Here is a 20,314-nt window from a genome sequence, read left to right as displayed (position 1 = left end):
GCCCCTTCGCCCAACCGGCAGCAGGGGCTTTTTATTGCGCTTAGGCTCTGTCGCGTTCTAGCAAGGGTTTGAGGAAGTAGCCAGTATGCGATTGCGGCATCTCGGCCACTTGTTCCGGGGTGCCACAGGCAATGATCTGTCCGCCTCTGGAGCCGCCTTCGGGGCCGAGATCGACCAGCCAGTCGGCGGTCTTGATCACATCGAGGTTGTGCTCGATCACCACCACGGTGTTGCCGTGGTCGCGCAGGCGGTGCAGCACATCGAGCAGTTGTTGGATGTCGGCGAAGTGCAGGCCGGTGGTGGGTTCATCGAGGATATAGAGGGTCTTGCCGGTATCGCGCTTGGACAGTTCGCGCGACAGCTTGACCCGTTGTGCCTCGCCACCGGAGAGCGTGGTGGCAGACTGGCCAAGCTTGATATAGGACAATCCCACGTCGACCAGCGTCTGCAGCTTGCGCGACAGTGCCGGCACTGCGTCGAAGAACGGCCGAGCCTCTTCGATGGTCATTTCCAGCACCTCGTGGATGCTTTTGCCCTTGTACTTGATCTCCAGGGTTTCGCGGTTGTAGCGCTTGCTCTTGCAGACGTCGCAGGGTACGTAGATGTCCGGCAGGAAGTGCATCTCAACCTTGATCAGGCCGTCGCCCTGACAGGCCTCGCAGCGTCCGCCTTTGACGTTGAAGGAGAAGCGCCCGGGGCCATAGCCGCGTGAGCGCGACTCAGGCACGCCGGCGAACAGCTCGCGAATCGGCGTGAACAGGCCGGTGTAGGTCGCCGGATTCGAGCGCGGTGTGCGGCCGATCGGGCTCTGGTCGATATCGACTACCTTGTCGAGGTGTTGCAGGCCGTCGAAGCTATCGTGGGCGGCCGCTTCCAGCGTCGTGGCGCCGTTCAGGGCGGTGGCACTGAGCGGATAGAGGGTGTTGTTGATCAGCGTCGACTTACCCGAACCGGAGACGCCGGTCACGCAAGTCAGCAGGCCTACCGGAATCTCCAGGTCGACGTTGCGCAAGTTGTTACCGCGTGCGCCCTTGAGTTTCAGTGAGAGCTTTTTATCGCGCTCGGTGCGCTTGGCCGGGACCGGGATTTTCACCCGGCCGGAGAGGTATTTGCCGGTCAGCGAGTCAGGATGCGCCATCACCTCGGCTGCCGTGCCCTCGGCCACAATTCGCCCGCCATGCACGCCAGCCCCAGGGCCGATATCGACCACATAGTCAGCCATGCGAATGGCGTCCTCGTCGTGCTCGACCACGATCACCGTATTGCCGATGTCGCGTAGGTGCCGCAAGGTACCGAGCAGGCGCTCGTTGTCGCGCTGATGCAGGCCGATGGACGGCTCGTCGAGGATGTACATGACGCCTACTAGGCCGGCGCCGATCTGGCTGGCCAGACGAATGCGCTGCGCCTCACCGCCGGAGAGCGTGTCGGCACTACGGTCGAGAGTCAGGTAGTCGAGGCCGACGTTGACCAAAAACTGTAGGCGCTCACGAATTTCCTTGAGGATCTTTTCGGCAATTTCGCCGCGGCGGCCGGTCAGGCTCAGGCTGCTGAAATATTCAGTGGCGTCGCCAATCGGTAAGCCGGTGACGGCTGGTAGGGTTCTTTCACCCACCCAAACATGCCGCGCTTCGCGGCGCAGGCGGGTGCCGCGGCAATCCGGGCAGGGCTGGGTGCTGAGGAATTTGGCTAGCTCCTCGCGGACGGTGGCCGATTCAGTCTCGCGGTAACGGCGCTCCAAGTTTGGCACTATGCCTTCGAACGGGTGGGCGCGTTTGACGATATCGCCGCGGTCATTCAGGTAGCGAAACTCGACGTTGGCGCTGCCACTGCCATAGAGAATGACTTTCTTCTGGTCGGCGCTGAGGTCATCGAAGGGTATGTCCAGGCTGAAATCGTAGTGCGTGGCTAGCGAGCCGAGCATTTGGAAGTAATAGACGTTGCGCCGGTCCCAGCCACGGATTGAGCCCTCCGCCAGGGTCAGCTCGCCGTTGACCAGGCGCTTGATGTCGAAGAACTGCTTCACTCCCAGGCCATCGCAGGTTGGGCAGGCGCCGGCAGGGTTGTTAAAGGAGAACAGCTTGGGCTCAAGTTCGCTGATCGAGTGGCCGCAGAGCGGGCAGGCGAAGCGCGCGGAGAAGATGATTTCATCGCCTTCTTCGTCGTCCATCGGTGCGACGAAGGCTAGGCCGTCTGCCAGCTTGAGGGCCGTCTCGAAAGACTCGGCCAGGCGCTGCTGCAGGTCGGCGCGCGCTTTGAAACGGTCGACTACGGCGTCGATCGAATGCTTTTTCTGCTTGTCCAGCTTGGGCAGTTCGTCCAGCTCATGGAGTTTGCCGTTGATCCGTACCCGGACGAAGCCTTGCGCGCGCAGCTCATCGAATACCGCCAAGTGCTCGCCTTTACGCTCGCGAACAATTGGGGCCAGCAGCATCAGCTTGCGCCCTTCCGGCAGCGCCAGGACTTGGTCGACCATCTGGCTGACGGTCTGTGCTTCCAGTGGCAGATCGTGATCCGGGCAGCGCGGAATACCGACGCGGGCATAGAGCAGGCGTAGGTAGTCGTAAATTTCGGTGATGGTTCCGACGGTGGAGCGCGGGTTGTGCGAGGTGGATTTCTGCTCGATGGAAATCGCTGGCGACAGACCTTCAATGGTATCGACGTCAGGCTTTTCCATCATCGAGAGGAACTGCCGGGCATAAGCCGACAGCGACTCCACATAGCGCCGCTGGCCTTCCGCATAGAGGGTGTCGAAGGCTAGCGAGGACTTGCCAGAGCCGGACAGTCCGGTGATCACGATCAATTTATCGCGCGGCAGGGTCAGGTCGATGTTCTTCAGGTTGTGGGTTCGTGCCCCACGAATCAGGATCTTGTCCACTGCGGCCTCGCATGGCGGGCGGAAACCCGCGAGTATACGGCTCCCGGCTACCTAGCGGCAAAGCGTCGCGCCTGTGCGAGGGCGAGACGGGGCTGGTAGAATCGCTGCGCATTTTCAAGAGGTTCTTCCATGCACGATCCGCACAGCGAACGCATGAGTGGTAGCGAGACCCGCGCGGCGAGCGGGCTGGCGTTGGTGTTCGCGTTCCGTATGCTCGGTATGTTTATGGTGCTGCCGGTGCTAGCCACCTACGGCATGGACCTGGCGGGGGCCACGCCGGTGCTGATTGGGCTGGCGATCGGCGCCTACGGCCTGACCCAGGCGTTTCTGCAAATCCCCTTCGGTGTGATTTCCGACCGCATCGGCCGCCGCCCGGTGATTTATGTCGGCTTGCTGATTTTCGCCGCCGGCAGTGTACTGGCGGCGAATGCGGACTCCATCTGGGGGGTGATCGCCGGGCGCGTGTTACAAGGCGCCGGGGCGATTTCGGCCGCGGTGATGGCGCTGCTCTCGGACCTCACGCGCGAGCAGCACCGGACCAAGGCCATGGCCGTGATCGGTATGAGCATCGGCCTGTCCTTTGCGGTGGCGATGGTGGCGGGGCCACTGTTGACTCGCGTTTTCGGTCTCTCTGGGCTGTTTTTGGCCACTGCGGGCATGGCGTTGCTGGGGATCGCGATTGTCGCCTGGTTGGTGCCGCGCTCAGTCGGGCCGTTGCATCATCGCGAGTCTGAGCTGGCGCGCGAGGCGCTGGGCGCGACGCTGCGTCATCCAGACTTGCTGCGCCTGGATCTCGGTATCTTCGTGCTGCACGCGATTCTGATGGCTAGTTTCGTCGCGTTGCCATTGGCGCTGGTGCAGAAGGCCGGGCTACCCAAGGAGCAGCATTGGTGGGTGTATCTGACGGCGCTGTTGGTGAGCTTTTTCGCGATGATCCCGTTCATCATCTATGGCGAGAAAAAACGCCAGATGAAGCGCGTCCTGCTGGGGGCGGTCACGGTGCTACTGCTGTGTGAACTGTTCTTCTGGCAGTTTGGCGGCAGTTTGCGCACGTTGGTGTTGGGCACGGTGGTGTTTTTCACCGCATTTAACCTGCTGGAAGCCTCGCTGCCTTCGCTGATTAGCAAGGTGTCGCCAGCGGGTGGCAAGGGCACTGCGATGGGGGTGTACTCCACCAGTCAGTTCCTCGGTGCGGCGTTGGGTGGCATTCTCGGTGGCTGGCTGTTTCAGCATGGCGGGCTGGGGGTTGTGTTCCTGGGTTGCGCTGCGCTCTGCGCGCTCTGGCTGGCCTTTGCTGTTACTATGAGCGAGCCTCCGTATGTCACGAGCCTGCGTTTACCATTGTCATCCGTAGCGGTACGTGATGCTGGTTTGGTCGAGCGTTTACTGGCAGTGGCCGGAGTAACGGATGCTGTGGTGGTGGCCGAGGAGGCTGCCATCTATATCAAATTGGATACCGAACAGTTGGATCGCACGTCCCTTGAGCGCTTGATCGAAGCAGCGCCGGCGCGTGCTGAAGCCTAGGAGAACGTTATGGCCCGTGGGGTTAACAAAGTTATTTTGGTCGGAACCTGTGGCCAAGATCCGGAAACGCGCTACATGCCTAACGGCAATGCTGTCACCAACCTGAGCCTGGCTACCAGTGAGCAGTGGACCGACAAGCAGAGCGGGCAGAAGGTCGAGAAAACCGAGTGGCACCGTGTTGCGCTGTTCGGCAAAGTCGCCGAGATCGCCGGTGAGTACCTGCGCAAAGGTTCGCAGGTGTACATCGAAGGTAAGCTGCAAACCCGCGAGTGGGAAAAAGACGGCATCAAGCGTTACACCACCGAAATCGTGGTCGATATCAATGGCACCATGCAATTGCTTGGCGGTCGTCCAGATAGCAGTGGCGATTCTGCCCCGCGCCAGCAGCGTCCGCAGCCGCAGCGCGAGCCGCAACAGCAGGCCCCGCGTGAGTCGCGTCCGGCACCGCAGCCGCAACCGGCGGCTCAACCGGCACCGAACTACGACAGCTTCGACGACGACATCCCGTTCTAGCCTGTACCGTTTGTCTGTTTGTAAACAACTAAAGCGCAGCCATTGACTTGATTGCGCTTTTTTATTCTTTACGGTTTTCCGAGCTGTACTAATGTGAGTACTACCCTCTACCAAGTGGGATGGTAAACAAATGGCAGCTCCTTATGTGGTCCGCGTACTGGTGCTCTCCAGCGGGGAACGCCTCCCGGTTTTGCTTGGTGTGGCCGAAGGTCTCCCATTACACGAGCCGATGCTCTACACGATGGTCAGGCTGCGTACGGCTAACGCGTCGACCAGCACGATAGAGTTCAGCCTTCGGGCCATCCTGGTGCTCCAGCTGTTTCTAGAGCACCGATCCATCAATCTGGAGCAGCGCTTCCTGCATGGCCGGGCACTGAGTGAGGCCGAGATTGATGCATTGGCACGCGCTTGCCGCTGGCCGATGAACGTTTTGTATGAACAGTTCACTGTCGGTGAAAAACCGCTGCATGCTCAACGCATCCACTCTCTGGAACGCTTCCGCGCTCGACTCTCTAAAGCACCGTTTAGCGAGGTTGTGCCAGACATGGCGGCCAATCGACTTCGCTGCATTCGCCAGTACCTTGATTGGCTGATTCAAGCAAAACTTGGCTCCTTGGAGCCACAGGGGCACCTCTATAGAGCGCTTGAATCGCAGCTGCAGTTTTTAAAGGGCGCACTTAAGTCCAGAGAGCCTGTAGGTCGGGGACGGAATGCGATTGGACGGCGAGAGGGGGCGGCACCGGAAGATATTGATAAGCTGCTGTCGCTGATCAAGCCGAAGGCTCTGGGTAATCCCTGGCGCAACACTCATGTGCAAGTGCGTAATGCCTTGATGGTTCACTGGTTGCTTCACCTCGGGGTAAGGCGCGGTGAACTGCTAAATGTCAAAGTCGCAGATATCGACTTCCGCCTGGAGACGGTCACGATTGTGCGCCGAGCCGACGATCCTCAGGATCCCCGGGCTAACCAGCCGAGGGTTAAAACCCTTGACCGTGTATTACCACTGTCCTCCAGCCTGGCGGCAGCAACCTACGACTACGTCATCCACTGGCGTAGTAAGCCCCCTGGCGCTCATGCCCACGAATTCTTGTTTGTTGCCGAATATACCGGTCACCCGTTATCGCTTGTTGCGCTAAATAAAACATTCCAGGTTTTGCGCAACAAGTGCATCTTGCTGCCGTCTTCACTGACCCCGCATGTTCTTCGGCACACCTTCAATGATCGCCTTTCGGAAATCATGGATGAGAAAGGAATTTCAGAGGAAAGGGAGAAGCAAATACGTTGTCAGTTGAATGGCTGGAAAGAAACGTCCGGAACGGCAGCCACTTATACGCGCAGGCACATTCGTAAGAAGGCCGCCGAGGCGTCGCTGAGTATGCAGGAGCGCATGCTCTCTACAGGTGGAGGGTGGGAAGATGCAGAACCATAACCTGGATAGAGACTGTTTCCTGCCGCTGCCTCAGTGGGCCAATACCGCCAGTGGCGTACGATTCACTCCTGATCTGGATTGCTGGTCCTACCGCGATGGCGTTGTAGCAGTCAGTGTTAATTTCTATCTATTGGATGACGTGTCTTTACGGATGAGAAATTCTTTAAAGCACTTGCTTGTTTGGTATGCGGAAAACCAATCACCAGTCTCGCTGATGAACGTTTATTCTCACATAAAGTATTTCTTGAATTTTTTGCGTTCAGTTGGTGGTCAGCAGGTGGATGGAATAGCTGCCATCGATTTTTTAAATTACTATTCTTCGTTGGTAAATAGTAATTTCTGGTATGCGAGTCACTTAGCCGGCTATTTGAAGCGTTGGCACCGTATGAGGCTGTATGGCATAGCGGATGATCTGCCTTTGCTGCTGCGGCAGATTCGTTTGAAAGGAATTCTTAAGGGGAAGGCCGTCTTAACCATGTGTCCCTATGAGGGGCCATTTACGGACTTAGAGCTACAGTCAATTCAACAGCAAATTAATCGATCGTACTCGCAAGGGTTGTTTGCGGATGATGACTATATGCTGGCCTGGCTATTTATTCTTCTGGGTCAGCGCGATGTACAGTACGCGCTCTTGAAGGTCTGCGATGTGTTGGAGGTTGAGCGCTCCGATGGAGCCTTCGAGTATGCCATTCGGGTGCCAAGGGCCAAGCAGGCCACACAACTGGCGCGAAGTGAATTCAAAGAGCGTGTGCTTGCCCCACAGTTCGGGAAGCCGCTTAAACAATATGCCGACTCGGTCAGGCTCTCATTTGATGGGCTGATGAGGGATCCTGCTCAGGCGCCACTGTTTCCGCGACGCCGGCTCCAAGGAGACTACTCAACTGGATTTGAGTATCACCGTACAGCAAAGGAGTTAGGAGCATCGCTGTCTTTTGCTTTGCATTCTTTAGCAGTTATATCTGAGCGCACAGGGGGGTTGATGAATATAACCCCCTCCCGCTTTAGGCGCACGATAGGAACGCGGGCCGCTCAAGAGGGGCATAGCGAACTGGTGATTGCCGAACTGCTGGATCATTCAGATACCCAGAATGTCCAGGTATATGTCGCCGCAACGCCTGCCATTCTGGAAAGAATTGACCGTGCGGTGGCTATGCAGATGGCGCCCTTAGCCCAAGCATTCGCGGGTGTCATCATCAGCTCAGAGTCGGAAGCCGTTAGGGGTGCTGATCCTTCGAGCCGAATCATGGATCCCCGTATTGATAACTCAATGAAGCCCATGGGCAACTGCGGGCAGTACGGCTTTTGTGGTTTATTGGCTCCAATCGCCTGTTACTCCTGCATTCATTTTCAGCCATGGCTAGATGGTCCCCATGAGGCGGTACTTGAGCACCTGCTATCAGAGCGGGAGCGTCTAAGTGCTAATGGCGATCCACGAATTGCCGCGACCAATGACCGCACGATACTCGCGGTAGCTGAGGTCATTCGGCTGTGTGAAATTCAGCAGAAGGAACAGGCCTGTGACTGAGCTCGCGCTGTTTAGACCGCAGCGTGTTCTCCAGGCGGCAGAAAATCTCCAGCTGTTTGTGGGGTATTGCCGCAATGAGCTAACTGCCTTTGGAGTCGATCTCCCATTTGACGAAAATGTATGGGATGTGACGGACGGGCTGGCTTTAAAAGGGAGGGGAGCTAGGCGAGATCGAGCGTATTTCATCAGCGACGCGGCAGTGCTCGAGAAAGTTAGTACACCCTTGAGGGAACCGTTCTGTTCGTTTGCGAAGGCGTGCCTTCGCTATCTCCACAGCAATCGACCGACCAAATGTATTGGCAACCGTCTTTCTGCACTAAGGCTACTTGAGTCAGCTTTGATTGAGATGACCGGGGCTGCTGAGCCAATCAGGGTTGAGGGCTCCATTCTCAATAGGACTGCACAAATGGCTGCGGAGCGATTTACGGCAGCGACTGCCTACCGTGTTGCTGGCCAGCTTCAGTTGATTTCAGAGCTCATGATTAACTGCCGAATCATGGCGGTCTCTGTCCCTTGGCGTAGCACGATCTCCAGGCCAAGTGACACCAACCGTGTAGGCAAGGCTGCTGATGAGCAGCGTTACGCCAAGCTGCCCTCTCAGGCGGTGCTCGATGCTTTGCCGCAGATCTACTTGATGGCCAAGGAGCCTTCGGATGTGATCGTTACAAGCGCAGTTGCGATCATGCTGGGGTCCCCTGACCGCATCCATGAGGTGGTTCAATTGCCAGTCGACTGTGAGGTTTGGCAGAGTCGCGGAGAGGGCCAAGCGCTTGCGTATGGCTTGCGGTGGCTGCCAGGAAAAGGTGCCGCGCCGATGATCAAGTACCCGACTACGCCTATGGCCGGAGTGGTGCAGGAAGCAATCGAGCGCATACGCCTTTCGACTAGGGAAGCACGTGCAGTCGCCCTCTGGTATGACCACAATCCAGCCAAGATCTATCTCCCGGAGCATCTGGAACATTTGCGTGCGCAAGAGTTCATCACCTTTAGAGAACTGGGTGATGTGTTATGGGGTGGTGGCGCATCGGCGGCTCCTCAGAACTGGTGTAAGAGCAATGGTGTCGAACTGTCTTATACGAAGAGAAGGGCGCGAGTACACTTTGCGGCGGTTGAGAAAATTGTTTTGGGAATGTTGCCAGAGCATTTTCCCTTTGTGGATATAGCCAAAAGTCTGCGGTTCAGTGAGGCTTTGTTTGTTGTGCGGCGGAACGAATTCCACGCTACCCGTGGTACTTATTTAGGAGTTATTGAAGGTGTGACTATAGATCACATTTGTGATCGTTTAGGAGCTGGTAGTGACCATGGGAAGCAATCAGTATTTGATCGGGCCGGCTTCACGGATATAGAGGGAAAATCGATTAAAGTTCGCTCCCATCAAATGAGGCATTATCTTAATACCTTGGCGCAGTCGGGGTCGATGAGTCAGCTGGATATTGCCAAATGGTCGGGGCGCAAAGATATTCGCCAGAATGCGGCATACAATCAAATGACTCAAGGCCAAGTGGTATCTCTGATTCGAGAATCTATAGGTGACAAATTGCTTTCAATAGGGCCTCTGGCCGAGCTGCCTAAAAGAAGCCTTATTCCACGGGATCAATTTTCGCGCCTGAAAGTTCCCACTGCGCACACGACTGATCTTGGCTACTGCATTCATGACTATGTGATGTCGTCTTGTCAGCTCCATGGCGACTGTACTAATTGTCGAGAGCATGTCTGCATTAAAGGGAATGTGCAGCATGCTCAAGCTGCACATCGAATGCTTGCGGAAACCTGCGAACTTCTAAATCAGGCAATTGCCGTTGAGTCTAAGGGGCATGCCGGGGCAAGCCGATGGGTTGAACATCACCAAGTTACCGTTGAGCGGCTGGCGCATCTTTGCCAGATACTAAATGATCCGAGTGTTCCTGACGGTGCAGTGATTCAGCTCTCGAGTTTGGATCTGCCTTCTCGAATTGATCAAGCCTCCGAGACGTGCAAGTTGATTGATGTTGTTGATGTCTCAAATGGCGCATTACCTAACCAGAAGTTAAAGGCTCTGCTATTCAACAACTAGGCGAGGTTATGATGATTCAGCGGGCAAAAAACCTCACAGATGCGGATATAGAAGTCATCGTTAAAGTTCTGGATGGTTGGGAAGGAAAGCTGACGTGGGAGCTTTTGATCGAGGCTATAGAGTCAAGAGTCTATCTGCGTTATACGCGGCAGGCACTATTTAATCATGAGCGCATACGGTTGGCCTTTCAGCGTTATAAGGGCAGGCCGAGCGGTGAGGCCGAGGTGGCGGAGCATCAAGATAAGGCGCTAAGTAAAACGGTTGTCTGGAAAAAGCTTGAGCGGTTAAAGCGCTTGGAGGCAGAAAATGCACGGTTGCTTGAGGAAAATAACCGGTTACTGGAGCAATTTGTGGTCTGGGCATATAACGCTCATCTTCGGGGGCTTGATGAGGCGTCATTGAGTCGGCCACTCCCTCGTGTTGGGCGGGATCAGACAGTTAGCGGACCTACACGTGTGCGCAAAAAGACTACGGTGTGAACGAATTGGCTGGTCGTTTTGGGTGGCCTAGAAAGCCGGATTTCAGGATCGCTTTTTACTGATTATCTTGCCTTCGAAGAGTTGAGTTGATGCCATAAACTCTCTGGCGACCTCTGGATTGAGCCGTTCGAGTATTAGGGGAGCAGCAGTGGTAAGCATTCCGAAAACGTTGAGCGACAACTTCTAGTTCAGCTGTATAAAAAACTCCAGAGAGATCAACTCGGTAGAAAAGCGACTTTCTGCAAGGTGCTACAAGCGATTATCCCAACTTGAGTCTGGGTTAAGTACTCCCCTAAAAAATTCAAGATTTGCGTTTATACACAGACTTGGCGAAAGCCGACTTTAGGACTGGCTGACTTAGGCCCCTTTGTTCTCCTGTGCATAGGCGCGAGCAAATTTGATACTTGCGCGGAGTTTCGGCTCGATGGGCCACCGCAGTTCGACTTGAATGGCGTCAGGTACGCTGAGCGCCTGAGCGACCACTTTGGGCGAGAGCTTGGCAACCTCTCTACATACCTCAATAGCCAGTGCCTGACCGCTCTTCGACGGGGAACCGTCGCGTTGCTTCAACCAAGACGCCGTTTCGAACTGACACGGGCCAGAAGAGAACATCTGCTCCGAGTCAATGATCACAAACTCGTGGGATGCCGTGAAGAACCTGTCGGGCAGTTCGTTTCCACCAAAAATATATGCGGCAAACTCGCTCTTGGGCCAGTCGTTCAAGTGCCTGATACTGTGCGGACGAAGGTCTTCAAGTGTGTGTACCTCTTTGCCAGCGAAGGACTCGAGCGCACATCCCGGGCCACACGGCGGACGGACGTGTTCTTCCATGTACCAATGGGCGGCATGCACTTCACCTCCTCGACATCCAAGAATTGCCGCGCTGTCAGGATCCAGGCAAATGAACACTGAACTTTGGCACGACCAGTTCATTGCTTGAGCCAAATGCCCAAAAACTATCTCGCGATAGGCATAGAACGAGCCGCGGAGTTTTGTAAGCCACCTGTTTCCGTCACAGTCAGTGCCGATCCAAAAGCCATCCGAGGTGTGGTTAGGTCTGTGTACGCGGAGCCACTGCCACCCAGTTGTGTCAAGCCAAGTCGGGAGGGCGGACATGCGTGGGAACGAGTGCATTGACGAGGCCATGGATGCGTCCCCTTGAGCCTATCGGGTCGAACGTCGATAACATCCAGCCGCACCGTACCCGCCAGCCCAATGTCTCTGTGTCGAGCCTATGCGCCCTTGGCTACGCGCACCCACCCCATTCGATGGCTTGAAGAATTCGCCTCACCTGATTAGCACCAATTTCCGTCCTGCATTTCATCACCGGGCGAATCCCTCCGAGTGCCTGGTTGGGTGACACCATCCAGCGTACTGCAGCTTCGAAGCTATCGAACGTACTACTCGCACGCAGGGTGATCGCTGCCAATCGATCGAGACGCTCAGCCTCTGCCGACTTAAAGGGCTTACAGACACCTGGTCTGAGCACGTCGGGTGGAGCAACACCTAAAAAGTCCGCTAGGTCCGCGTCAGATAGAGAAAACGTAAGTTGCACTGCCGTCGCCCATTGGCGAGGCAGACCATGCTCAAAGGAGCGAATCCTCTCAGACTCAAGCTGATCGCACTGCCCCGGGCCAACGCAAAAAATGTTGCTGTTCGTGGCATCTCGTTCACGCTCGCTTAAGCAATTCTGCGGTTTGGCGGTAAAGCTTGTTGAGGTCGGGGCTATCATCATACTTAGATCCAGCCGCTTCGAGGATGTGCTTGCACACAGATTCAAGGAGGGTTCTTGCCATCGTGATTGCTCCTTCCGGGTCGGTAGTTCGCCGCTCCAGTGATTTCGTCCACGCTGATCTCACATGTTCAGAATCGAACCTCTCAATCGCGCCCGTCACGACATGATCTGCAGGTGATATGCCTCCTTTTTCAACGTAGTCCAATAAGCTCCGCTCTCATGAAAAGGATTGTTCATATGCCATCTTTTTACGCCCACTCTAGCGAACGTTCCGATCGATTGGATTGGCAATTGCTGGCCGACCATCTCTCAGCGGTGGGTAGCTTGGCGGCTAGTTTCGCTGCCGCTTTTTCTGCTGAGGAGTTAGCCCGTGTTGCGGGTTTGTTGCACGACCTGGGCAAGTACACCGAGGAATTTCAGCTTCGTCTGAATGGTGACTACGGTCGTGTCGATCACTCCACCTGGGGAGCGCGGATTGCCTGTGAACGCTATGGCCCGCTCGGTAAACTAATGGCTTATGGCATTGCCGGGCATCACGCCGGTTTGGCGAATGGCCGTGATCCCGGTGAGCGAGCGGCCTTGAACGACCGCTTGCGTGTGGAGCTGCCCAGTTTGTTGTCAGCCTGGCACGATGAAATCGAGTTGCCAGCGGAAAACTCGCTGACCCCGCCCGCTGGCTTTCGGGCTTGCCAAGGGCGGGGGCAGTTTCAACTTGCCTTTCTCGCCCGGATGATTTTTTCCTGTCTGGTGGACGGCGACTTTCTCGATACCGAGGCGTACTACCACAGGATCGAGAAGCGCAAAGCACTGCGCGGTGGGCCGCACCCCAGTCTGATGGAGCTGCGCTCACGGCTTGATGGCTACCTTGGTCAATTCAAAGCCAACTCAGCGGTTAACCAGTTGCGCTCTGAAATTCTCGGCGAGGTGCGCGATCGAGCGCAGCTTGCGCCTGGGTTATTTTCGCTGACAGTGCCCACCGGCGGAGGCAAGACCCTAGCTTCTCTGGCATTTGCCCTGGATCACGCGATAACCCATGGCTTGCGCCGGCTTGTCTTCGTCATCCCCTTTACCAGCATCGTGGAACAGAACGCGGCAGTTTTTCGTCAAGCGCTCGGCGATCTGGGCGATGCCGTACTGGAGCACCACAGCGCATTTGTCGACGACAAGAGCAAAAGTCTTCAGTCACGCGAAAAAATCTGCCTGGCGATGGAGAACTGGGATGCGCCGATAGTGGTGACCACCGCGGTGCAGTTCTTTGAAAGCCTTTTCGCGGCCCGGCCGTCCGCTTGCCGCAAACTGCACAATATCGCCAGCAGTGTAGTGGTGCTGGACGAGGCGCAAACCCTGCCGCTCAAGTTGCTGCGCCCCTGTGTTGCTGCGCTCGACGAGCTGGCGCTGAACTACAAGGTTAGTGCGGTGCTCTGTACCGCAACCCAGCCAGCCCTAGAAGCCCCAGATTTTATCGGCGGTTTGCAGAACGTCCGCGAGTTGGCGCCCGAGCCGGGTAAATTGTTCGCTGCACTCAAGCGCGTGCAGGTACGGCATGTCGGGAGCTTGAGTGATGACGCACTGGCGAGCCAGCTGGTCGAGCGCGACCAGGTGCTGTGCATCGTCAACAACCGTCGCCATGCTCGTGCGCTTTATGAGGCTATCGCCGAGTGCACTGGCGCCCGCCATCTGACGACGCTGATGTGCGCCAAACACCGCAGCCAGGTGCTGGCTGAGGTTCGTGTGCTGCTAATGGAGGGCAAGCCGTGTCGCTTGGTCGCGACCTCCTTGATCGAGGCCGGAGTCGATGTCGATTTCCCCGCGGTACTGCGCGCCGAGGCCGGGCTGGACTCCATCGCCCAGGCGGCGGGGCGCTGCAACCGGGAAGGCAAGCGCTCGTCAGCAGACAGCGATGTGTTAATTTTTGCCACTGAGAATTCGGATTGGGCACCGCCAGCTGAGCTCAAGCAGTTTGCCCAGGCGGCGCGTGAGGTGCTGCGCCAACATGGGGAGGATCCGCTGGGTCTGGACGCCATCCAGCGTTATTTCCGTCTGTTGTATTGGCAGAAGGGACCGCAGGAGCTGGATGCACACAATCTCCTGGGGCAGATCGAGGATGGCAAGCTGGACGGCCTGCCGTTTGAAATGCTGGCCAGCAAGTTCCGCATGATCGACAGTGTGCAAATGCCGGTGATCGTTCCACTACCTGGGGACGACGAAGTGCTGTCGGCCTTGGATGAGTTGGAGTTTGCTGAGGGTTGCGCCGGCATCGCCCGCCGCCTGCAACCCTATCTGGTGCAGGTGCCACGCCAGGCTTATACCGCGTTGCAGCAGGCTGGGGCTATTCAGGCGGTAAGCGAAAAACGCTATGGCGAGCAGTTCTTGGTCTTGGTCAATCCTGATCTGTATCACCCTCGGTTCGGGCTGCATTGGGATAATCCAGCCTTTATCAGCAGTGAGCGGTTGTTTTGGTAACTAGGTCGTCGACCCAGGTTGGCGCGGATAAAGGAATACTGAAAAGGAGGGCCAGATGGCCTACGGAATTCGCTTATTGGTCTGGGGCGAGCGCGCTTGTTTTACCCGACCCGAGATGAAAGTTGAGCGCGTCTCCTATGACGTGATTACACCCTCAGCGGCGCGCGGCATTCTCGAAGCCATTCATTGGAAACCGGCGATTCGCTGGGCGGTGGATCGTATCCAGGTACTCAAGCCGATCCGCTTCGAATCCCTGCGGCGTAACGAGGTGGGCGGCAAGCTGTCCTCGGCCAGCGTCGGCAAGGCGATGAAGGCGGGGCGCACCGATGGCCTGATCACCTTTGTCGATGAAGATCGCCAGCAACGGGCGGCCACCATCCTGCGTGATGTGGCCTATGTCATCGAGGCGCACTTCGAGCTGACCGAGAAGGCCGATGCCAACGACTCGGAAGGCAAACACCTGGATATCTTCAATCGGCGTGCGCGCAAGGGGCAGTATTTTCATGCGCCTTGCCTCGGCGTTCGCGAATTCCCCGCCAGCTTCCAGTTGCTGGAAGCAGACAGTGACGAGCCGCTTGTGGATGAGGCACTCAAGGGCGGGTTCGACCTGGGCTGGATGCTGCACGACATCGACTTTGCCAATGACATGACGCCGCATTTTTTCCGTGCGCAGATGAGTGATGGTCTGATTGAAGTGCCGCCGTTTATGGCGCAGGAGGTCAAGGCATGATCCTCTCGGCGCTGAATAACTACTACCTGCAGTTGGCCGAGCAAGGTGCGGTGCCGGTTTTCGGTTTCAGCCAGGAAAAGATCAGTTATGCGTTGGTGCTGTCCGCCGAAGGTGAGCTGGTGGATGTGCTGGATGTACGTGACAACTCAGGCAGGAAGCCGCTGCCCAAAAGTCTGACCGTTCCGCAGCCGGAAAAGCGCACGGCCGGGATCAAATCCAACTTTCTCTGGGACAAAAGCAGTTATGTGCTGGGTGTCAGTGCCAAGGTCGGCGAGCGTACCGCCCAAGAGCATCAGTCTTTCAAGACATTGCACCAGCAATGCCTGGCGGACGAGAGCGATCCTGCACTGATAGCGCTTTCGGCTTTTCTTGGGCGCTGGTCGCCGGAGCAGTTTCAAGCGCCGATGTTCAGTGAAGAAATGCTCGATGCCAGCTTCGTTTTCCGCCTCGATGGCGAGCACAAGTACCTGCACGAACTACCTGCCGCACAACTACTCAGGGCCAAGCTGCTGGCCGGTGCCAAGGTCCGTGATGGGTTGTGTCTCGTGACCGGGAAAAACCTGCCTTTGGCGCGCCTGCATCCGGCGATCAAGGGGGTGAATGGTGCCCAGAGTTCTGGTGCTTCCATAGTCTCCTTCAACCTGGAGTCCTTCGGCTCCTACGGCAAGAGCCAGGGTGACAATGCGCCCGTTTCCGAGGCGGTGGCTTTCGCTTATACGACCGTGCTTAACCACCTGTTGCGTCGCGATGAACACAACCGCCAGCGCCTGCAGATCGGAGATGCCAGTGTGGTGTTCTGGGCGTTGGCTGATACTCCGGAACTGACGAATAGCGCAGAACAGTTGTTTGCCGATCTGCTCTCACCCCCTGCCGATGATGCGGGTGAAACCGACAAGCTACGCACGGTGCTGGAAGCCGTAGCCAAGGGCAGACCGTTGCGCGAGCTGGGGCTGCAGCTGGATGAGGGTACGCAATTGTTCGTGCTGGGTCTGGCGCCGAATGCTTCGCGTTTGTCGATCCGCTTCTGGCAGAGCGGCAGCCTGGGCTTTTTCGCCCAGCGTCTGGCCGAGCATTTCCAGGATCTGCATATCGAGCCGCTGCCGTGGAAAACTGAGCCGGCGATCTGGCGCTTGCTGTATGCAACCGTCCCTAGCCGCGACGGCAAAACCAAGGCAGAAGATATTTCACCGCAACTGGCCGGTGAAATAACCCGCGCCGTTCTGACCGGCAGCCGCTACCCGCGCAGCCCGTTGGCCAACGTAATCATGCGAATGCGCGCCGATGGAGACATCTCCGGAGTGCGTGTGGCGTTGTGCAAAGCCGTTCTGGTGCGCGACCTGCGCCTGGGCGTCAAGGGAATCAATGAGGAGGTGCCTGTGAGTCTCGACAAGGAAGCCAGCAACCCCGGTTATCGCCTGGGCAGGCTGTTCGCCGTACTGGAAAGCGCCCAGCGCAGTGCCTTGGGCACGCAAGTCAACGCCACCATTCGTGATCGTTATTACGGCGCGGCATCGGCAACCCCCACCAGCATTTTCCCGATGTTGTTGCGCAACACGCAAAACCATCTGGCCAAGGTGCGCAAAGAAAAGCCAGGTCTGGCGCATAACCTGGAGCGCGAGATCGGCGAAATCATCGACGGTCTGGATAGCCAGTTTCCGCGCAACCTGAAGCTTGAAGATCAGGGTCGTTTCGCCATCGGCTATTACCACCAGTCCCAGGCGCGCTTTAGCCGCAACACCGAAGCCAACAACGCTGGAACCGAAGCCGAGCAAGGAGCAGAACAATGAGTGCCATCGCCAACCGCTACGAGTTCGTTTACCTGTTCGACGTCACCAATGGCAACCCCAACGGCGATCCGGATGCCGGCAACCTGCCGCGCCTTGACCCGGAAACCAACCAGGGGCTGGTCACCGACGTCTGTCTCAAGCGCAAGATCCGCAACTACGTAAGCCTGGAGAAGGAGGGCGGTGCCGGTTACGCCATCTACATGCAGGAAAAATCCGTGCTTAACAATCAACATGAGCTGGCCTGGAAAGCCCTGGATATACCTGCCGATGCCAAGGATGGCTACAAGAAGCTGCCCAAGGACGTGGCAAAGGCCAAGGAGTTGACCGACTGGATGTCCGCTAACTTCTTCGATGTACGTACCTTCGGTGCGGTGATGACCACTGGGGTCAACTGTGGTCAGGTGCGTGGTCCGATTCAAATGGCTTTCGCCACCTCGATCGACCCGGTGGTGCCGATGGAAATCTCCATCACCCGCATGGCCGTGACCACCGTGAAAGAAGCGGAAGAGCAAAGCGGCGATAACCGCACCATGGGCCGCAAACACATCATTCCCTATGGCCTTTACCGCGCCCATGGCTTTATCTCGGCCAAGCTGGCTGAGCGCACCGGCTTCTCTGAGGCTGACCTCGAATTGCTCTGGCGCAGCCTGATCAACATGTTCGAGCACGACCGCTCAGCCGCCCGTGGCGAAATGGCCGCCCGCAAGTTGATCGTGTTCAAACACGAACATCCCATGGGCAATGCACCGGCCCATGTGTTGTTCGATACGGTGAAGGTCGAGCGTGTACAGGGCGAAGCCGCTACGCCGGCCCGCAGCTTCGGCGATTACCGGGTGTCGATCGACAGTGAATCCCTGCCGCAAGGCGTCAGCGTACGTGAGTTGATCTGAAGAGAGGCGGGCATGGACGACGATGACCTAATTCCACTGTCCGCCTTGCAGCATGCCTCTACTACTTAGGCAAAAACTGGCAAAGCAAAGCCGAGCATATCGGCACAAAGGCGGTGCTGGATCTCAATGGCCCGCTAATTCCCTTGTTTTTTGCGAACCACAAGCGACCGGCTAAAACCTGGTGGGTTCGCGGTTCTTTAACAAATTGATTTGACTGGATTTAATTTTATTGAGGAGCAACTGCAACTTCCGCTTGCGGCAGTAAGCTGCGGTTCGCAAACCAGAAGAGTTTTCCTCATGGCGATCGCTGAGTTATAAGGGCGAGGTCGCGCCCCACGCGGGCGTGCGGATTGAAACTGCTGCGCGTTGAGCTGGGTCTGCTGGCCGAAGTCGCGCCCCACGCGGGCGTGCGGATTGAAACTTCTCCAGGGCGCGGCGGATCACCTGCGCCGAGGGTCGCGCCCCACGCGGGCGCGCGGATTGAAACCAGGTATTTGATCTACATAACGAGGCGACCAGCCGGTCGCGCCCCACGCGGGCGCGCGGATTGAAACTGGCTACCCGAGGAAGGTATTGCGGATAAAAGCGTCGCGCCCCGCGGGGGCGCGCGGATTGAAACCCCCACCTTCGGCGCTGGAGCGGCGGCGAGCATGGTCGCGCCCTGCGGGGGCGCGTGGATTGAAACCGGGACGAGGTCGACTTTTGCAACCAGCGCGTGCTGTCGCGCTCTATGCGGGCGCGCGGATTGAAACTTCGATGGCGTCAACACCACGCTGATCCCGTATAAGTCGCGCCCCACGCGGGTGCGCGGATTGAAACCTCGGGCGTCTAGCCCTCATGTGATAGCCGGTAAGTCGCGCCCCACGGGGGCGCGAGGATTGAAACGCCCAAGGCCGGATCAACCCGGTGCTGGAGGATGTCGCGCCCCACGCGGGCGCGCGGATTGAAACATGCAGGTGTTCCAAGAGATTGGCGAGAAGCGCAAGTCGCGCCCCACGCGGGCGCGCGGATTGAAACAGGTAAGTACCGTCGGCCAGGTAGAAGCCTTGAGTCGCGCCCCACGTGGGCGCGCGGATTAAAACGGCGGGTCTTGGTAGTTGGTATCCGGCGTATAGGTGTCGCGCCCCACGGGGACGCGCGGATTGAAACGGGTAATCGATGCCATGATCGCGGCACAGGCGGTGTCGCGCCCCACAGGGGCGCGCGGATTGAAACACACCACAGCAGCGAGTCCATCAGCCCAGCGGGGTCGCGCCCCACCGGGGCGCGTGGATTGAAACCGGGACGAGGTCGACTTTTGCAACCAGCGCGTGATGTCGCGCCCTACGCGGGCGCGCGGATTGAAACTTGCAGCTCAGGAGTCAGGACTTTGGTCTCACACGTCGCGCCCCACGCGGGCGCGCGGATTGAAACTAAGTGCGTCGAGCCCGAGGTTGGCCAATGCGGCGACAAGCAGAAGTACTTCAATCCGTTTCGGGCAGTGGCTTCGATGCAGGTTCAACCCAATGCCCAAGTACTCGCTTTTCACATCCCGAAAGCCTTCTTCGATCTGCATCCGCTGTTTGTATATCGCGACGATTTTCGCCGGATTCCAGTGCTGCTCCGGCAGGTTGCTGGCAAGCGACCAGGGCTCGCGCTCACGGTTGGCTGATTGTCGGCTGAGTTTGTTTTTGGCGATTGAGCCGGTTACACGTTGATGTTTTCTGCCCTTGGCAGGATGTCTGACGCAGTACAAATGGATGAAGTGAGGGGTGCTCTGGGTCATCTCGATACACCCCAGCGATTTAGGCGAGGCTGACGCGAGAGCGTATAGATTTTTCACCGGCAACCACGTTTGCGAGGCACTGCGATAAAGGTCTCGATTGCGGACCCGCCCCACGTAATGCCAGCCCTGCGCCTCGACCGCCTTGATCCATGGACGTCGAAAACCCGCGTCCGCCACCAGTGTTGGAATGCATCCTTCAGAGAGCATTTCGGCCAGCGCTTGAAGCAGACGTTTTTGATATTTCGGACACCCTTCGCGCTCATGAACGCTCTCGTAAATGGGAAACGAACGCCCAGCCAAGGGTATCGCTGCTCGCAACAAGAAAAACGTTCCAGAAGCATCAATCGGTGACCAGTCGACCAGGATCAATGGATGCTTAAGCGAGCCGAGTAGCCATCACTAAGACTATCTGGTGGCAGCGGTCAAAGCCGACCGAAGTTCTTCGGGGCTAGGCGGGCATCGCGTATCCACTTGACTACAGTCAATTTGACCTCAAGAATAGCGCCACTTGCCGGTTGCTCATGCGAGCTCCGTCATTGCAGGTAG

At 57.3% G+C, this 20,314-nt stretch carries 13 protein-coding genes and 1 pseudogene; 10 read left to right on the top strand and 4 right to left on the bottom strand.

The genetic code is table 11. The features are described from left to right. Nucleotides 1-40: 40 nt before the first annotated feature. The gene (gene uvrA, locus D3879_RS02410) at nucleotides 41-2,875 is read right to left on the bottom strand and encodes an excinuclease ABC subunit UvrA (RefSeq protein ID WP_119952535.1); all 2,835 of its coding nucleotides are present in this window, start codon (nucleotides 2,873-2,875) and stop codon (nucleotides 41-43) included. A 129-nt stretch (nucleotides 2,876-3,004) separates the two neighbouring features. On the opposite strand from uvrA, the gene D3879_RS02405 reads away from it, so the two are divergent. The 6 genes from D3879_RS02405 (at nucleotide 3,005) to D3879_RS02380 (ending at nucleotide 10,398) form a co-directional block, all read left to right on the top strand. Continuing rightward, nucleotides 3,005-4,399 (top strand): MFS transporter, encoded by a 1,395-nt coding sequence (locus D3879_RS02405; protein ID WP_119952534.1) that lies wholly within the window; start codon nucleotides 3,005-3,007, stop codon nucleotides 4,397-4,399. A 9-nt stretch (nucleotides 4,400-4,408) separates the two neighbouring features. Further along, complete coding sequence (locus D3879_RS02400) at nucleotides 4,409-4,912, top strand: single-stranded DNA-binding protein (protein ID WP_119952533.1); 504 nt, start codon at nucleotides 4,409-4,411, stop codon at nucleotides 4,910-4,912. Between the two features lie 130 nt (nucleotides 4,913-5,042). Next, a complete protein-coding gene (locus tag D3879_RS02395) occupies nucleotides 5,043-6,341 on the top strand; it encodes a tyrosine-type recombinase/integrase (RefSeq protein WP_119952532.1) in 1,299 nt (432 codons plus the stop codon). Beyond that, entirely contained in the window at nucleotides 6,328-7,866 is a 1,539-nt protein-coding gene (locus D3879_RS02390) for a site-specific integrase (protein WP_119952531.1), read from the top strand. The genes D3879_RS02395 and D3879_RS02390 overlap by 14 nt, the downstream gene beginning before the upstream one ends. Then, nucleotides 7,859-9,919 carry an integrase gene (locus D3879_RS02385; RefSeq protein ID WP_119952530.1) on the top strand — a complete coding sequence of 687 codons (2,061 nt, stop codon included), beginning with the start codon at nucleotides 7,859-7,861 and terminating at the stop codon, nucleotides 9,917-9,919. Before D3879_RS02390 ends, D3879_RS02385 begins: the two co-directional genes overlap by 8 nt. An 8-nt stretch (nucleotides 9,920-9,927) precedes the next feature. Continuing rightward, nucleotides 9,928-10,398: a hypothetical protein gene (locus D3879_RS02380; RefSeq protein ID WP_119952529.1), complete on the top strand. Its 471-nt coding sequence runs from the start codon at nucleotides 9,928-9,930 to the stop codon at nucleotides 10,396-10,398. Nucleotides 10,399-10,755: 357 nt separating this feature from the next. On the opposite strand, the gene D3879_RS02375 is transcribed toward D3879_RS02380, so the two are convergent. After that, nucleotides 10,756-11,121 (bottom strand): hypothetical protein, encoded by a 366-nt coding sequence (locus tag D3879_RS02375; protein WP_147411084.1) that lies wholly within the window; start codon nucleotides 11,119-11,121, stop codon nucleotides 10,756-10,758. A gap of 523 nt (nucleotides 11,122-11,644) precedes the next feature. Beyond that, nucleotides 11,645-12,130, bottom strand: coding sequence for an antitoxin Xre/MbcA/ParS toxin-binding domain-containing protein (locus tag D3879_RS27750; RefSeq protein ID WP_420800915.1), 486 nt, complete (start codon nucleotides 12,128-12,130; stop codon nucleotides 11,645-11,647). Between the two features lie 240 nt (nucleotides 12,131-12,370). Here D3879_RS27750 and D3879_RS02360 point away from each other — a divergent pair, with 240 nt between their 5' ends. From D3879_RS02360 to cas7c, 4 genes are read left to right on the top strand one after another with little or no spacing between them, the layout of a single operon-like run. Next, nucleotides 12,371-14,596, top strand: a complete 2,226-nt coding sequence (locus D3879_RS02360; protein ID WP_119952526.1) for a CRISPR-associated endonuclease Cas3'' — start codon at nucleotides 12,371-12,373, stop codon at nucleotides 14,594-14,596. 55 nt (nucleotides 14,597-14,651) lie between these two features. Next, nucleotides 14,652-15,326, top strand: coding sequence for a type I-C CRISPR-associated protein Cas5c (cas5c, locus tag D3879_RS02355; protein WP_119952525.1), 675 nt, complete (start codon nucleotides 14,652-14,654; stop codon nucleotides 15,324-15,326). Then, on the top strand, nucleotides 15,323-17,113 hold the full coding sequence (cas8c, locus tag D3879_RS02350) for a type I-C CRISPR-associated protein Cas8c/Csd1 (protein WP_119952524.1): 1,791 nt from the start codon (nucleotides 15,323-15,325) through the stop codon (nucleotides 17,111-17,113). The genes cas5c and cas8c overlap by 4 nt, the downstream gene beginning before the upstream one ends. Then, nucleotides 17,110-18,003: a type I-C CRISPR-associated protein Cas7/Csd2 gene (gene cas7c / locus D3879_RS02345; RefSeq protein ID WP_119952523.1), complete on the top strand. Its 894-nt coding sequence runs from the start codon at nucleotides 17,110-17,112 to the stop codon at nucleotides 18,001-18,003. Before cas8c ends, cas7c begins: the two co-directional genes overlap by 4 nt. A gap of 1,399 nt (nucleotides 18,004-19,402) precedes the next feature. Here cas7c and D3879_RS02335 read toward each other — a convergent pair. Next, a pseudogene (locus D3879_RS02335) lies at nucleotides 19,403-20,161 on the bottom strand (IS4 family transposase); the annotation flags it as partial. Nucleotides 20,162-20,314: the final 153 nt, after the last annotated feature.

Origin of the sequence: Pseudomonas cavernicola (assembly GCF_003596405.1) — a bacterium.
GTDB classification, from domain to species: domain Bacteria; phylum Pseudomonadota; class Gammaproteobacteria; order Pseudomonadales; family Pseudomonadaceae; genus Aquipseudomonas; species Aquipseudomonas cavernicola.
Note: the sequence above shows the minus strand (reverse complement) of the source record. Positions and strands in the feature narration are given on the sequence as shown.

What these genes read in the sequence shown, in the direction of transcription:
- D3879_RS02405 (WP_119952534.1), top strand. Translation starts at nt 3,005, where the DNA reads ATGCACGATCCGCACAGCGAACGCATGAGTGGTAGCGAGACCCGCGCG.
- D3879_RS02400 (WP_119952533.1), top strand. Translation starts at nt 4,409, where the DNA reads ATGGCCCGTGGGGTTAACAAAGTTATTTTGGTCGGAACCTGTGGCCAA.
- D3879_RS02395 (WP_119952532.1), top strand. Translation starts at nt 5,043, where the DNA reads ATGGCAGCTCCTTATGTGGTCCGCGTACTGGTGCTCTCCAGCGGGGAA.
- D3879_RS02390 (WP_119952531.1), top strand. Translation starts at nt 6,328, where the DNA reads ATGCAGAACCATAACCTGGATAGAGACTGTTTCCTGCCGCTGCCTCAG.
- D3879_RS02380 (WP_119952529.1), top strand. Translation starts at nt 9,928, where the DNA reads ATGATGATTCAGCGGGCAAAAAACCTCACAGATGCGGATATAGAAGTC.
- D3879_RS27750 (WP_420800915.1), bottom strand. Translation starts at nt 12,130, where the DNA reads ATGATAGCCCCGACCTCAACAAGCTTTACCGCCAAACCGCAGAATTGC.
- D3879_RS02360 (WP_119952526.1), top strand. Translation starts at nt 12,371, where the DNA reads ATGCCATCTTTTTACGCCCACTCTAGCGAACGTTCCGATCGATTGGAT.
- cas5c (WP_119952525.1), top strand. Translation starts at nt 14,652, where the DNA reads ATGGCCTACGGAATTCGCTTATTGGTCTGGGGCGAGCGCGCTTGTTTT.
- cas8c (WP_119952524.1), top strand. Translation starts at nt 15,323, where the DNA reads ATGATCCTCTCGGCGCTGAATAACTACTACCTGCAGTTGGCCGAGCAA.
- cas7c (WP_119952523.1), top strand. Translation starts at nt 17,110, where the DNA reads ATGAGTGCCATCGCCAACCGCTACGAGTTCGTTTACCTGTTCGACGTC.